The following is a 15,623-nucleotide window of genomic DNA, read 5'->3' as shown; positions in this document are numbered from 1 at the left end:
TTCTCATTTTCTATTACCACGTTACTACACTATGATATCAATGATTATACCTAGACCCAATACTATTGAAGAGTAAATATTATAATAGAACGCTCTTCCAAAGTTTCCTCTCGTTGCAGAGTAATATGCATAGCCCATTATTAGACCGTGAAGAATTGTGGCAATATAAGCTATTATCCCTAAGTTAAATTGTATATCCCCGAATAGGGCTAACAATACTGATATTAGCTGATTTAGTCCAGCAAACATTAACGCTCTATCTCCCAGTAAGACCGCAAAACTGTGTAAACCCATTTTTTTGTCAAAGTCTGCATCTGGTATGTGGTTATAAAGATCGAAGCCAACAGCCCAGAAGATAGTGGATATTACAAAAAGCCATGGAATTCCTGTCACTAGTTCTGTAAAAGACTTAGCGTAAAGCCCTAGAGATGCCACAGCACCACTGAAAACAGCTAAACCTTGAATAGAAGCTAGATGGTAGTTGGCAAATGCTGTATACCTTTTCATATAAGGGTAACTCATCACTATTAGAGCAACTATGGGAGCCAAGATAAGTGCATATAAGTTAATTAAATAGGCTGTAATAAAGAAGCCTATCAACGAAATTATAATGAGAAGTTTAGCCTCTCTAACTGTTATCTTTCCTGTAACCAGAGGTCTACTCTTTGTTCTAGGGTTCATTGCGTCTATCTCCCTATCAGCTAGATTATCATTTGTCATTCCTGCTGTCCTGAGGAAGAAGAGTGAGAAAAACATGAGGATTAGTACTTGTATCGGGGGGATTTCCCTTATTGCTAGGAAAGCACCCATATATGCCATTGGCAGGCTAAAAAACACTTGTTCGATCCTTAAGAAACGCAAATAAATGTAAAGCTTACTTCTGTTTTCAGTAGCTCCTCCAGGATCCCACTGCATATTTAGTTATTTATCACTTCACTTTTTATTAGTTTCTCAGTCTGTAAGTAATAGTCTAGCCCATCAATTAACGCAATTACACTAGCCTCTATTACACTGGTTGAGACCCCCTCAGTCCTCCAGTTTTTCTCCCCATCTGTAAACTCTATAGTCACTCTCACCACACTTTCAGTATTTTTTATCTCTCCTGGAAGAATCACTCTATAATCTGTCAGCTTTACCCTATTTATTTGTGGATATACTTTTTGTAACGCCTTTCTTAATGCAATATCTACCGAATGTACAGGTCCTACGCCTTCGGCGACCTCAAGTTGACCATTTACCTTAACAATTGCAATTGCTAACTCTTTTTCATTCATTACTTTCCAATATTCTACTTTTATTAAGTCTCTATACATACCTAGATCCTTAAGGGCAACTAATACAGCAGATGCTGGTGCTAGGTCAAAACTATATCCTCTGTTCTCTAATTCTTTTATTCTCTGCACAGCACTCCTTACCCTGGGGTCTTTTTTATCAACCTTTATTCCCAATTTTTCCAAATAATAAATCACATTAGAGGAGCCTGCGACCTCTGAAATGATAAACCTTCTATTATTTCCAACTAATGTAGGATCTATGTGTTCATATGCTCTTGTGACTTTCATTACCGCATCTGCATGAACTCCTGCCTTGTGTGTAAATGCAAAGTCTCCCACATAAGGTTGATATGGATTTGGATGTACTCCGATTATTTCATATACTACTCTTGAGACTTCCCTTAACTTCTTTAAGCTCTCATTTCCTTTAAGTGAGTTTAATCCTAATTTTAGCATAATGTTGGGGATTACTTGTATAAGATCTGCATTTCCTGTTCTTTCTCCTATTCCATTTATCGTCCCTTGCACATGTCTAGCTCCTGCAACGACTCCCATTACAGTATTCGCCACAGCACCACCAGAGTCGTTATGCATATGAAGACCAATTTTGACCTTTAGATGGTTCACTACATCCTTAGTTATATTGTAGACCTCATGGGGTAATGTACCACCATTAGTGTCACAGAGTACTACAACATCTGCTCCAGCCTCTTCAGCAGTCTTCACGGCTTTAAGAGCATATTCCCTGTTTTCTTTATACCCTTGGTAGAAGTGCTCAGCGTCGTAAACAACCCGCAAACCATGAGATTTAAGATAATTTACACTGTCATATATTATATCAAGATTTTCCTCTAGTGATATCTTTAATACATCGGTAACGTGAAGAGACCAGCTTTTTCCAAATAAGACGCCCACATCCACGTCTGCCTTTATTATAGAATTTAAACTTTGATCCTCCTTTGCTGTACTCTCCTTCTTTCTTGTGCTACCGAAGGCTGCAATCTTAGCCTTTGTTAACTTGTACTTCTTTATCTCTTTGAAGAATTCTTCATCTTTAGGATTTGATGAAGGCCATCCTCCTTCTATATAATCTACCCCTAATTCATCTAAAAGTAGAGCTATCCTAATCTTGTCGTTTAACGTGAATGATATATTTGCTGTTTGTGCTCCATCCCTTAGAGTTGTATCTAATACCTCAACAGATTTCGTAAACACCGGACATAGGTAAAATACTATAGATAAGATTTTTAAGCTTTAACTTACTTTTGCAGTACGTGTGAATATATACTTATTAATTCTTGTGATAGGATTAATTATTATCTTTTCAACTCTAGCAATGTATCTGCTGATGCCATTTTATTTACCATATTATAGTGTAATTACAAAAAATTTAATTAGTAATCAGTATATATTAAATATACCACCCAATACCACGTTAGTTCTCAAGAACGTAACATTACGCCAAAACAACTACGATATTGAGGTGATTACAAACTCCTCTAACGTGAACGTTATTATTGTGAATCCTAATGGTGTAGCTTATAACAACACAGGGTATATAATTTACAATCCAGAGTATCTAGGGAACTACACGATAGAACTAGGGAATCCTTCAGATTCACAAATTAATGTCAGGGTTAATTATGCCATACTACCCTCCTCCTATATATCCTCATTTTATTCTTTTTCAGGTATCATCTCAACTTTTTTAGAGGTTTTATTTGTAATTGGAATTATTGTGTCTGGATATGGGTTAATTAGGGTTATATCCTCAAAGAGGACTAGATCTAACTGACTTCCTCCCCGCCCTAAAGGGCGAGGCTTTCATTCTTTTATAAGAGAAGAGAACCAGGAAACTAACAAGGGATAACACTATATAGAAATTTTATGCCATCAGTAATAAAGGTAGGACCTTGATGGGCTAAGAAATCTCCTACTGTAAATACTACTTTTTCCTTGAATTTTCCTAATCCTCTCCTCTCCATATAATTCAGAATCCTCTCCTTCTCATAATCGGTGAGCCTTTTAGGTTCATATATTATTAGCTCAGGATCCCTCTGCATTACCTCATAATCATTGGGGGTGAAGTACGCATCTGAAATATCGTCAAAGATGTTTTCACCACCTACCAGGTTAATTGCATCACTCACATGTGTTGGATATCCACATGATATTGGTCCTCCTAAGTCAAATTCAACATATACTCTTGGTCTTTTATTGGTTGATCTTCTATAGCTCATCAGGTCTAAAAGTAGTGATTGGTATAATTTTCTCCCGATATCATGTGCATTAACGACTAATGAGATCAGGATCACGTTATTTAAAATCCTAGACACAGACGTTGTTACACCTAAAGGATAAACGTTGAAATTTTTATCAATCAGTTTTCTGGTCAGTTCCTTTTGGGCTCCCATAGTTGTAAATACGATGTCTGGTTTTAGATCCTCAAGTAGGTCAACCCTAACATGGGTATAACTCCCTATCTTCAACTTCCTCTTAGCTTCAGCAGGTCTGTAACTAAATGCGTCTGTTGCAATTACCTTTTCACCAAAACCTAGCATAAAGAGTGTTTCTGTGGCTGCAGGGTCCAAACTTATTATTCTTTCAACTTTATCAGGTAAGGAGAGATATTCGTCGAGTACTTCATTGTATACCTTTCTCAATCTTTACGACCCCTAAACACGTTTCCAGTCCAAAAGCCCTCTTTACGCCTTTAAGGAGAATTTTACCCCCGTATTGAAGGAGCATACTTTCACATGTATCCCCATAAATCGTAAATAATTCAGCACCTAACAATGTGGATATACTTAAGATATTTTTATCCTTCACGGGAGAGACTATTACGTCTATTCTGTCATTAAGTATGTAAATTGATTTCAAGGTTAGTCTAATACTATACAAAATGACCTCAGGGGGAATAGTGGAATTATATTTTAAGCCCATAACCACCTTATATGGTTTGAGTACAAGTGAGTTACAGTCATAATCCCCCACGACAATATCAGCACTACATGGTTTTTCGACATTCGAATATCCTTCCGGAAGTATAATCTTCTTATCATAGTAGACGGTGAGTTTACTGCTTTTTAACATCTTTTTATTCAGCTCCTTAACTTTTTCAGAGTTCGTCCAATATAATCCATTTACCCAGGAGAACTCTTGTACACTGTAAACTCCCTTTTCTGCCATTTTAGAGGTCAGTATAAGGTTACCTCCTATCATATCAGATATCAGAGATGCTATTAGAGATACTCCAGACTCCTCCCTGTTTAAGGGAATAACATATTCACCATTCTCCGTAACTAAAATGACTGGTTTGTTCGCATACTTTATAGCTCTAGATAAGGGACCAACTACAACTCTTAGATTTTCACTTTCATTTACTATGAAATATCCAATCTCATTTAGCAATTTTATAATCCTATCTGCTAGAGAGCTATTCCCTATAACCCTGATTTTATTATAGTACAATTTGTATATAATATTGCGTTTATGAGATAAAAACTTAGTGTAGCTTAAATTACTATTTTTTACTTCTAGATTTTATAACGGTAAACTTCTCCTTTAGATACTCAGTGTAATCTCTCCCCATATCCTGCGAGAATTCTTTAATTACTCCAAATAGCTCTTTAAACTCCTCTTCGTTTAACTCCCTGTATTCGTACTCTGGTATACCAATCTTTTCCTCAAATAATCTCTTAGCATATTCCTTTGCTTTGTCCTTCAGCGAGTCCATTACTTCTATGTAATACTTATCCTTTAATGATGAGAATTCCTCTTCTCCAATATAACCTTCCACCAGTAGTGCCTTCAAGAAGTTAAGTACCTCTTGCCTAGTGGGTTGTATACCAATCCTTGAAGGAGACACTTTTCCTCTTATATATATTCTTCCTCCTACCATACCTGATCCTACATAATTCCCTACAGGTTCCCCCTTCACGTTAGTACCTAGTACAACTATAACACCGCCAGCCATGTACTCTCCTAGGTAATCATCTACGAATCCGCCAATTACTAGGTATGGTCTCCTGTCCTTGTATTCTCTCATTTGAATACCGACCCTGTTTCCCGCATTCCCTTTCACGAATATCCTGCCATTTTGAAAAGTTTGAGCTAACACGTCTCTGGCATCGCCATAAATTACAACCTTTCCTCCGTGCATCGTATCTCCACAGTCATCAGATACGTTTCCGTAAACGTAAAATTCGTTATCTTCATTAAGGTTTGCAAAAACATTACCTACTATACCGTAAAGGTTAATCCTTGTGTTATGAACACCTAGTCTCTTAAAGTTTATACCTATGTATCTGTGACCAGTTACATTTGCTACAGTAATTTCCTTTTTACCCTTCTTCGCTACCTCTGCTATTACATAGTTTAACTCTTTATAATTAAGATTCCTAGCGTCAATGTCATAGTGTTCAGGTATAAATACTGGAGGTGGGGAAAATGAGTGAACTCTCTCCTCGTCTCTGCCAAATGATATTATTCCCCTGTTTAAGGAAGCCATGAAATAGGAACCCGGTTCCAACGTCCAAACTCTGGCGTTGGGGCTTATCTCTCTTATTTCATTCTCCTCACTTGCTACATAATAGTAGTTTTCATCCTCACCCACAATCGCTGGTCTGAATTTAGCTCTATCGGCAATTGCAATTAAGTATAAGTCGTCTCCTGAATCATAGCCAATGACTGCCGTAAATGGTCCATCTAACCTAGCGTTCCTGTAGGTGTAGTCCAAAGACGGGTCTATTACATTTAGCCTTCTAGAAGGATTAACCATTATCTTTACTACTTCCTCAATAGAGAAACCTTCACTTAACAATTCCTCGAACAAGAAAGCTATTACTTCACTATCTGTACCCACGAATCCTTCCCATCCCCTCTCCTTTAAAAACTCTAGATTCGCACCAAAAGAACTTATGTCACCGTTATGGACTATTGCAATGTTAAATGTAGAGAATGGGTGAGACCAGTATGGAAAGTGACCTGGAGAATTTGTAGGCTGTCTTGTGTGAGCTAGCCATAAATCACCTGCTAACTTCTCCACATCATACATCTTAGAAATGTCCTTTGGGTAACCAACTCCTTTGAACACACTTAGTGAGGAACCGATGCTATATATTCTACCTCTTTTTCCTTCCTTACTACCCCAAATTATTTCATTAATATTTCTGAAAGCCTTTCTGGCTTTTGTCACATCATCAATAACAACTTCAAAATTGCAGTCACAGATCTCTTCATTAATATAGTTTAACCTAGAATCTTTTATTTTAAGACCCTGAGACTCCAGTAATGACTTTATTTCATTAGCATCCTCTTCACTAAAAGCCCTTATTGTGTAGACATTCTTCCTATGTAGATTAAAGACTGCGAAACCTGCTCCCCTATCACTTCCCCTATACCTTACTTTTTCTATTGCTCTTACGACCGAGCTTCCCTGTATTTGCTCAGCATGTCTTTTCCTTAAAATACCTAAAACTCCACAACCAGAAGGGTGAATCATAGGGAACCAGCCACTCTGATTCTGAGCCTTTTAAGGATGTACGAGTTTAGATTCACAGCTCTAAGTAACTCCCTATTTCCAAGTAAAGTGGATTGGACACTGTAAACTCCTGCTGCCCCTGCCAATAGAGCTATTTCCTTTTTGAAGCCCGCAACTAAATTAAATGCCTTATCCTTCAGGGAGCTACGACTTCCCTCTCCAATTGCCACATCTAAGATCTTATGGCTCATTATAACTGAATCTGCACCTAAACCCACTAGCTTAAACGCGTCTCCAGAATCTCTTAGTTTTGAGGATTTAGCTAAGATGTCAAATCTTCTTCTCACTCCTAGTTCCTTTAATTTAGTATCAACATCTGAGATAACTATTTCAAGGTCTTCTCCGCCTAAATCTTCATCAATTATAAACCCAGGTACACCCTTAAGCTCAACAACTTTCTCTACAGCTTCAGGACTGGAGGGTAGTCTAATGTAATATCCAAACTTATACCCGTCACTCCAGTTTAAAGCCCCTTTACCATCTAGACTTATGGAAACGTCCCTGTATTTAGTGTTTGTTTCGGTTGTAAATACTGCAGAGCTCAATGCAAATGACGCCCAACTTAATGCCTCTTTTGTATCTTCATCAGCCTCTGTAATGTCAAAGATTATTGGGAGTGATAAGTAGAGTCTACCATGGTTCAAGTAGAAACTTGTATCTATGTCTTCCCTGTACGGATCAATAGAAGGTCTAGTAACCTGTGCACCGTCAGACCTAATCCAGTCTAATATTCTAGCAGGTTTTTCCACGTCAGGTGGTGAGGTACTCCCCATACTTGTTATTACAGGATCTCCCTTGTTTATTAATTCGTGGAGATAAGCCTTTCTTCTCTTGGTCCATAACTCTCCTAGTTTAGGTGGAAGCTCCTCTTCCTCCCCATCAATACCTAACACTTCTAATGTTTCCCTGGATAGACCTTTACCGATCAGGAGATCCTTCCTACCCTTCAGATTTCTCACATCAGATATACCTAAGTTATCCAATATGTTAGCTAGTTCTAGAGAGAACCCCCTCACAAAATTAGTCAAAACCTTAACACCAAACTCCACTTCAAACATCCTAGTCCCATCTATCTTATTGGTGAGAGCAGTGGGACAAGAGCCAATATGGCACTTATGAACCATAACACAACCCATTGCTATCAAAGCTCCAGTACCAACACTCACAACATCTGCACCGAGTGCAATTAGTTTTGCAGCATCTGTAGCATTTGCAATCCTTCCTGCTGCTATAACAGTGAAGTTATCCCTCATTCCCTGTGCCTTAAGTACTTTATCAGAAATTGCAACTGCAAGCTCTATTGGTATTCCCAGATTATCTCTTATAACTGTAGGCGTTGCCCCTGTCCCTGCACCATGCCCATCAATAATTACACCATCTGCACCCATTCTAGCTATTCCTGAAACAATGTAAGGTATGTAGTTTGTTGCAGCTACTTTAACAAATACAGGTTTACCCGTTGCTTCCTTTAGCGCCTCTATTCTTTGCCCTAGATCTTCTATAGAATAAATGTCATGGTGTGGAGCTGGAGATATAGCGTCTATTCCAACAGGAATCCTTCTAGTTAAGGATATCGGGTCTGTCACTTTACTACCGGGTAGATGACCTCCTATACCTGGTTTAGCTCCTTGTCCTATTTTTATTACTATAGCTGCACCTTTCATTAACACATCCATGTCAACACCAAAACGTGCAGAAGCCCATTGAATGAAAATCCTCTTTGACTTGCCCACCTCAGGATGTAACCCTCCCTCACCTGTACCAGCTAAGGTTTCGGTTATATCTGCAACTTTCGCTATTGCTATATTAGGGTTTCCACTTAAAGCTCCGTAAGACATATCACCTAGGTAAAGGGGTGCTGAGACAGGTATCCCGGCAACACTTGTTGAAATTTTAGATGAAGGGGATTCAGAAACTGAGGTGTTCTCCCTTTTGAAGTTTATTCTATCTAATACTCTAAGTGTATCATAATGGGGAAATATTTTGTGTGGCTTTCCTGTTAGAGCCAATCTCCTAATATGATCTATTCTATCAGCTGTCCAGAACTCGCTATCGGTCTGCCTTGGTATTGGTATATAGTTCTTTACAACGAGCAATCGTGGTCGCTAGATACTAATACAAGTTAATTACTATATATATTTTTAGTAGGATTAAGTTCGAACTTCAAAGTAGCAAGAAGTGCGAATTAAGGATAAGTTTAACCGTTAAGAATCTTCCGATTATAGTATTGTTCCATTCGTTATTGTTTACCATTTACGTTTTAAGTGAGTATTACTTAATATAAAATAATTCATGACGTGGCTGAATAAACAATGTTAATAAAAAACCACAGATATTTATAAAATTTTGGCTAACGCTACTCTGCTATTTAAATCTCAACCTCCTTAGGAAATGATATTTCGTTTATTTTTTGTTGAAAAATACTTTTATAGAAAGTTTCATTAGTGTTATTTATCCAAGCTTTTAGTACAGTAAAACCGTTATGTATATTAGCATTATTTTAGTGAAAAATTAAAAATCCTTTCAACTCATATTTGTAATATTTCACGTTGGATTTTGCCAAGTAAGCTAGGGACTAAAATTAGAATTTCTCATTAGCGTAAGTATAATTGAATATTTAGAGGATTTGGGGAAAAAGAAAACTTGCGTTAAAAAATTTTTTATCTTACCTTTATGTTATCCTTGGTATATTAATGTAGCTGGTACTCCTTGTCCATTGGAGAAGTAAATTGTAGCTGTGTAAGAGGCACCTTGGGAGAAAGATGGTGTAGTGCTACCTGCAGGTGTTACTGTAATTGTTATGGTTACTGAACTTCCAGCTGGAATTGCTGTGGTTGTTATTGTGTTTGTTATTGTAGCACCGTTTGTATTTGTGGTTGTTGTAGTTCCAACTGGAACTGAAGTACTGCTTACAGTGAAAGGTTGTCCGTTAATGTTTATGCTTGTTACACTAACATCTGAAGTTCCAGTATTCTTAACTGTAATCGTAATAGTGTAAGGAGCTGCAGTACCACTAATAGTTCCACTTCCCAGAACTTGTATGCTTCCCTGGTTTGATATTCCTGGTATTAAACCAAAGGCGAATAATACTACTGCTATGGCTATTATTACACCTGCTATTACTAGAATTAGAGCTACTATTGCTCCGGATAATGCTCTCATGTTCTTTTTCTTGCTCTTCTTCACTTCTACATTCATATATTATCATATTAAAAGTAAGGATTTTAATATTAAATTTTTCCTCTTTCTTGTAAGCACTATATTTCGAGTCAAAATCGAATGAGTGATACCAAAAAAGTAAATAACTGGTAGAATTTAAATCATGTATTTAGTATACTCTGGATATCCTAGAATAATAAGATTCTCTGTTTAAAGCTATAAAGAAAAGGCAGTTTTCCATAGATTTAAGTTTTAGACTTAACTTAATTTATATACTTTTACTGTGTGAATATACATGAGTAAGATGAGTAAGGATAAAAAGTCCTCCAAGATTAACATTCCTTCAGTGTATTTATTATTTTACAATACACCATTTGTCAAAAGGTTAGCTGGTTATTTCGATAAAAGACTTTTAACTTCTAGAAACACAGAAGATCCGAAACTGTTTGCTAGCAGGCTGTTCCTCATCTTACTTGTATGTATCGTCTTGGCTGTTATGTTTATCTCTTTCGCTCTAATAATTTTCCTCAGGTTTTACAGAGCCACACTTTTGCCAGCATATCTAGCTCTCTCATTAGTTATGTTGTTCCTTGGAGTTATAATTCCCCCAATAGCTTATCTCATATCTATTCTCGATATATCGCAGAAAATTGACAAAATAAAGAATGGGGTAGACGCTGAGTCATTCTCATTTGCTACGTTATTTGTCATATTTCTTAAGTCTGGTTTATCTCCAGTGATCTTGTTTAGAAAATTAGAGGGAACTAAGGCATTTTCGTTTGTCCAAGATATTGTAGTATACGTTAATAGAAGAGTTCAATACTTAAGTGAAAGTATTGAGCAGGCTTTATTAAAGGCTATGGATATAAATCCAGGCAAGCTATTCAATGACTTTATGCTAGCTTATGTTACGGCAATAAGGACTGGTGCTCCTGTGATAGAGACTATGGAAGCTAAGTTAAAGGACCTATCTAAGCAGTTTTCATTAGCCGCAGCTTTAGCCTCAGATAAGCTTCAGGGTGTAGCAGAATCTTATGTAGTTTGGCTTTCTTCTGGCTATATAATGTTATACCTCGTTTTAATAATGGGTGCTATATTACCCTTCGTTGGTAACTCGAGTTCCTTGTTGACTGTTCTTGGTCCTGTGGTGGTATTAGTTGTGCCAATGGTTAACTTACTCTTTGTCTATATGGCAGACTCCTTACAGCTTAAATTCCCTGAAAGTCAATCTAGTGCATATAAAATATTTTACATCTCACTACCAATAGGTTTGATTATAGCTTTCCTGATCATGATATTTGAACATCAGATAATATATTTCATAACTCTTTCAGGAGGTCTGCAGAACGTCTTTCCTGTATCAATTGCTCTCTTAATAGGTTTATTAGTAGCTTTAGTACCTCCTGCATTTTTCTATCAGAAGGAGATGAGAGAGAAGAGTGGATTTGAGGAGTATGCTGTAAAGTTTCTGAGTGCAATATCTGAAGGTCTATTGGCAGGTCTTACTTTCGAGACTGTAGTTACTAGACTGAAAGACGCTCAGGAAATGGGTAAGTTCAGGGAAGTTTTAAGAAAGGTTGATGGATATTTGAAGTTAGGCTATCCTCTAACGATAGCTCTGAAAAGAGGGGCTGATTCGATTAATGAATTCGCAAGTAAAATAGCTCTTTACACTCTTTCAGATATGATTGAGATTGGCAGTATGACACCTGACAACGTTAGAGCTCTAGCTGATCAAATAAATAGTCAGCTAGTAGTTAGAAGAGAATATCAAGGGAAGGTAAAACCACTTATTGCTACTCCCTATGCAGGTGTCTTGATATCTCTGATTGCTACGTTCCTCTTAGCTAGTGGTATTTTAAGTATGTTGAATTCTGGAATAGCTGTTTATGGACCAATAGCTACTGGTTTAGTTTCAATTCCACAAATCATATTCATTACTGCAATATCAGGTATACTAAACGCATTTCTGGCAGGTTTATTAATTGGTAAGATCGGTTATGGTAAAGCCGCCGCAGGGTTTATACATGCTATAATACTCATGATAGTAGTTACGCTTGTAATTTTCGTGTTTGTAGAGCTGCGAATTTCAATAGTACCAAACTTCCACTCTAACATAAGTTTCTAAATCATTCAGAAAGTTAGGTTTTTTATTAGTTCTTATGAGAAAATAGAGGTTCAGGAAACCTTTTTAATTATTGTATTTTTTCTTCCTCAAAAAGCTTGTTATTTGATTTGAAGATAACTTATAGAAGGTGAAAAGCTTATATAATTTGGAGTTTTATATATATATACTATGGCACTTAGTAAATTTACTCGAAAGTCTAATAAGGATCTGGAAGAGATATCTCAATACAAGATACCAGTTACTCTCTACCCTTTCACTGGGATTCCAGAAGAAGTACTTAATATCTCGTCTGAATATGAGGTCGATGTACTATCTCAAATTTCCAAGTATCTAGTTGATCAGCTGAATAATTCAGGCATAGAAATGAAAATTCCTAATCCTCACGTCTTTATTTACTTTGATAATGATAGGGGAGTTCACAAGTACGTTCTCATTGAACCTCCACTAGACGAGAAGTCGTTTGTAATCTACAAATTACTTATAAAATATCTCGAGAGGCAGTTTGTAGGAAAGCATTTTGATATAGGAGCCAGTATTAGGGACTTTTCGAATATATATAGAGATTATGTAATAGAGGGCTCTCGTGGTGATTACACAGTCTTAAAACCTGAAGCTAGGGTAGCTCTGTATCACATTATACGAAACTTGTTAGGTTATAATGTGTTCACACCACTTTTAGCTGACTATAAAGTTGAGGATATATCTGTGAATGGACTAAATGCCCCCATATATGTCTACCATAGGGACTATGAATATATTCCAACTAATATAATATTTCAGAAAAGAATGAGTGTATTGAATGATGAGGTTGATGGAGAGGAGTTTCTTAACCAGATAACTATGAGATATATATCGTTATCAGGGAGATCAATATCTATTGCCAGTCCGATCTCAGATGGTATGTTACCTGCAGGAGATAGAATAGCAGCTACATACGGACGAGAGGTAAGCGCAAAAGGTACTTCTTTCGTAATAAGGAGATTCTCAGAGAGCCCAGTGACTGTATTACACTTAATAAATCAAGGCGTTATTTCAGCAGATTTAGTTGCTTACTTATGGTATGCCATAGATCTGAAGATGTCGTTTATGGTCATAGGTACCACTGGAGCAGGAAAGACCACTGTGCTAAACGCACTACTGAACTTGGTTAAGGATACCATGAAAATAGTTAGTATAGAAGATATACCAGAGCTGAAGTTGGCTAGGGATAATTGGGTTCAGCTTTACACTAGACCAGTATTCGGTGCCCTAGGAAAGGAGATTACCCTAATGGACTTACTTAAGTTATCTCTGAGATATAGACCTGATATAATAACTGTTGGTGAGATTAGAGGAGAAGAGTCATATGTATTGTTCCAAGCATTAAGTACTGGACACGGTGGAGCTACTACTTTTCACGCATATGATCCAGAGTCTGCAATAAAGAGGTTGATGAATGAGCCCCTGAATATACCTAGGGATTGGATTCCTATGATGAATGTTGTTTTAACTGTAAGGAGAATACCATTTGGTCTTTCATTCAAGCGAAGGGTTGTAGAAGTTGATGAAGTGGTTTCATATAACAGGTTAAAGAAAGTTGGTAACTGGGATCCAAATACTGATTCACATACATTCGATTTGAGTAAGAGTGAGGTATTGAAGAGCAGAATTGAGGAGATTGGACTGAACTTAGATATTGTAGGAGATGAGATAAAGAGAAGGGCGAATTACCTTAAAATGTTATCTGGTATAAAGCAGATATTAGATAGACCAGATGCTTATGTTTTCGTTAAGAAGTACATAGTATTATACTCCATAAAACCTGATGAAGCAATCAAGGAAGTTCAAAGAATAAGTGTTGCTAAAGTATAACCTTATCTTATTTTTAACATTAGTTAGGATGCAAATATTTTTATTTTTGCTTCTCATATATTCCAATTAAATTTAAGGGAGGATTATGTCAGCTCTCATCAGATTAAGGAACTATTACTACTACTTATTTATCATAATAGGTATTATCCTAATAGTATTTTTCGTAGCTTTCCGCTCAAGACCAGGATTTTTCCTAATTGCGCCAACAATGTTAGGGGCTGGTATAGGTTTATTAGTTGCTGGTATTATATTGACTCTAAATAGCCTCCTCAGATTCAAGAAAACAATCCAAATGGAAGGAGATAGTGACAATAGCATTATCGCATTCCTTGCCGATCCCAAGAACTTATTTGAGCAGGCTAAAAGCAGATTTGGTTCCTTCAGTTTATCTACAAGATACTTTGCTATGATAGGAGATGTTTTGTACAAGAACAGGACTCTTATATATTTAATGATAATAGATGGAAGAGAGTATGCGAAACTATACATTACAGTTAAAAATAGAAGGGTTACGTTCAACTTAGACTATAAGGGACCTAAGTTATCTGAATTGAAGGATTATCTTTCTGCTTCAATATATAAATTGAGAAGGAGGAGAGTTCCGTCCAACATTAGAATACCTGCTTATGTCACAGATTTTGAAGATATGCCCAAAATAACTCCTGTTTCTGACAAAGTTAAGGAATACGAGAAATTGTTAGAGGAGAAATACAACGCATATCCACTTTATTTGTTATTTGTCGGCTGTATGGCTAATTACGATGAGATAGGCATCTTAGGTTTTCTAGAATATCTGTATAAATATGGTGATAATCTTACTGACGTCTCCCCCAGAGTGAAAATTATTGACAATGTCTGTTGTGGATTCAATAAGTACATAGCCGGTGACCTGAGTGGTGCACGCAATGATGTAACATATATTGAAAAATTGCTTGAAAATAATAGTGCTGAGGGAATTTACTTCCTATGCCCAGAAGGTTTTTACGTTTACACAAGATTTGGAGGTAAAAGAGGTTTCTTCGGATATGATGTTATAAAGCCTTATGTTAGGGACAAGGTTTATGGATGTACTTGGGCTAAGAAAATAGGAGTTGATGTTGATTACCAAATAACCCACAGAACCACCCAGAAAGAAGGAGAGGCTAAATCAGTCTGTCCCTTTATAACATATAAATTAGGAGTTCTCTCTGTCTATACTAGAAAAGTCATTGAAGTAAACATAGGAAATCTTGATAAGATATTAGTGGATGAGGTTCTGAACTCAATAAATACTGCGTCTTTTAATTCAGCCAAAGAAATAGCTAGCAATCTTTCTGCATTAAAGACAGGGAATCCAGACTACTTTGTTAAACTAGTTAGCCCTATAATAAGGAAGAAGTTTATAGAGAATTTCAGGCAATCTTTGAAGGAATATGAAACATGGATAAAGTCATTAGATCCCATGTTCCTCAAGACTATTGTAAGTAAAGTTTATGAGATGAGCGAAAAGACATTGGATGAAGAAAAGATAGACAATCTAGTTAAACTGATTGGCAAGAACGCTTCATATGAGAACAGGGAGATAGCTGGAAGTGATGAATTCGTAAAATATTTAAAGATAGCTCTAAAGAGCGTGGTTGAGCCCAAACTAATTCAGAGTCTCTTCGACGAGTTATTAGTAAACGGATGA

Annotated in this window: 11 protein-coding genes; 4 read left to right on the top strand and 7 right to left on the bottom strand. The window is 36.7% G+C overall.

Features of this window, described 5'->3' with window-relative positions:
- Positions 1–24 precede the first annotated feature (24 nt).
- On the bottom strand, positions 25–915 hold the full coding sequence (gene ubiA / locus SUSAZ_10955) for a prenyltransferase (GenBank protein AHC52344.1): 891 nt from the start codon (positions 913–915) through the stop codon (positions 25–27).
- Positions 916–917: 2 nt separating this feature from the next.
- On the bottom strand, positions 918–2,489 hold the full coding sequence (locus SUSAZ_10950) for an alpha-isopropylmalate/homocitrate synthase family transferase (protein ID AHC52343.1): 1,572 nt from the start codon (positions 2,487–2,489) through the stop codon (positions 918–920).
- Between the two features lie 61 nt (positions 2,490–2,550).
- Between SUSAZ_10950 and SUSAZ_10945 the strand changes: the two genes are divergently transcribed.
- On the top strand, positions 2,551–3,069 hold the full coding sequence (locus tag SUSAZ_10945; protein ID AHC52672.1) for a hypothetical protein: 519 nt from the start codon (positions 2,551–2,553) through the stop codon (positions 3,067–3,069).
- Between the two features lie 61 nt (positions 3,070–3,130).
- Here SUSAZ_10945 and SUSAZ_10940 read toward each other — a convergent pair whose 3' ends face one another.
- From SUSAZ_10940 to SUSAZ_10920, 5 genes are all read right to left on the bottom strand, one after another.
- Positions 3,131–3,937: an iron ABC transporter substrate-binding protein gene (locus SUSAZ_10940; protein AHC52342.1), complete on the bottom strand. Its 807-nt coding sequence runs from the start codon at positions 3,935–3,937 to the stop codon at positions 3,131–3,133.
- On the bottom strand, positions 3,918–4,745 hold the full coding sequence (locus tag SUSAZ_10935; GenBank protein ID AHC52341.1) for a hypothetical protein: 828 nt from the start codon (positions 4,743–4,745) through the stop codon (positions 3,918–3,920). The genes SUSAZ_10940 and SUSAZ_10935 overlap by 20 nt, the downstream gene beginning before the upstream one ends.
- A 52-nt stretch (positions 4,746–4,797) precedes the next feature.
- Positions 4,798–6,777, bottom strand: a complete 1,980-nt coding sequence (locus SUSAZ_10930; GenBank protein AHC52340.1) for a glutamate synthase — start codon at positions 6,775–6,777, stop codon at positions 4,798–4,800.
- Positions 6,774–8,912, bottom strand: coding sequence for a glutamate synthase (locus SUSAZ_10925; protein ID AHC52339.1), 2,139 nt, complete (start codon positions 8,910–8,912; stop codon positions 6,774–6,776). The genes SUSAZ_10930 and SUSAZ_10925 overlap by 4 nt, the downstream gene beginning before the upstream one ends.
- 580 nt (positions 8,913–9,492) lie before the next feature.
- A complete protein-coding gene (locus SUSAZ_10920; GenBank protein AHC52338.1) occupies positions 9,493–10,014 on the bottom strand; it encodes a hypothetical protein in 522 nt (173 codons plus the stop codon).
- 256 nt (positions 10,015–10,270) lie between these two features.
- Between SUSAZ_10920 and SUSAZ_10915 the strand changes: the two genes are divergently transcribed.
- The 3 genes from SUSAZ_10915 (at position 10,271) to SUSAZ_10905 (ending at position 15,623) form a co-directional block, all read left to right on the top strand.
- Positions 10,271–12,103, top strand: a complete 1,833-nt coding sequence (locus SUSAZ_10915; protein ID AHC52337.1) for a type II secretion system protein — start codon at positions 10,271–10,273, stop codon at positions 12,101–12,103.
- A gap of 168 nt (positions 12,104–12,271) precedes the next feature.
- Entirely contained in the window at positions 12,272–13,954 is a 1,683-nt protein-coding gene (locus SUSAZ_10910; protein AHC52336.1) for a type II secretion system protein E, read from the top strand.
- An 85-nt stretch (positions 13,955–14,039) separates the two neighbouring features.
- Complete coding sequence (locus SUSAZ_10905; GenBank protein ID AHC52671.1) at positions 14,040–15,623, top strand: hypothetical protein; 1,584 nt, start codon at positions 14,040–14,042, stop codon at positions 15,621–15,623.

The organism is Sulfolobus acidocaldarius SUSAZ, from assembly GCA_000508305.1.
GTDB classification, from domain to species: Archaea; Thermoproteota; Thermoprotei_A; order Sulfolobales; family Sulfolobaceae; genus Sulfolobus; species Sulfolobus acidocaldarius_A.
The sequence above is the reverse complement of the archived record's forward strand: the minus strand, read 5'-3'. Positions and strand labels throughout refer to the sequence as shown.

What these genes read in the sequence shown, in the direction of transcription:
- SUSAZ_10930 (AHC52340.1), bottom strand. Translation starts at nt 6,777, where the DNA reads ATGATTCACCCTTCTGGTTGTGGAGTTTTAGGTATTTTAAGGAAAAGA.
- SUSAZ_10920 (AHC52338.1), bottom strand. Translation starts at nt 10,014, where the DNA reads ATGAATGTAGAAGTGAAGAAGAGCAAGAAAAAGAACATGAGAGCATTA.
- SUSAZ_10905 (AHC52671.1), top strand. Translation starts at nt 14,040, where the DNA reads ATGTCAGCTCTCATCAGATTAAGGAACTATTACTACTACTTATTTATC.
- SUSAZ_10910 (AHC52336.1), top strand. Translation starts at nt 12,272, where the DNA reads ATGGCACTTAGTAAATTTACTCGAAAGTCTAATAAGGATCTGGAAGAG.
- SUSAZ_10915 (AHC52337.1), top strand. Translation starts at nt 10,271, where the DNA reads ATGAGTAAGATGAGTAAGGATAAAAAGTCCTCCAAGATTAACATTCCT.
- ubiA (AHC52344.1), bottom strand. Translation starts at nt 915, where the DNA reads ATGCAGTGGGATCCTGGAGGAGCTACTGAAAACAGAAGTAAGCTTTAC.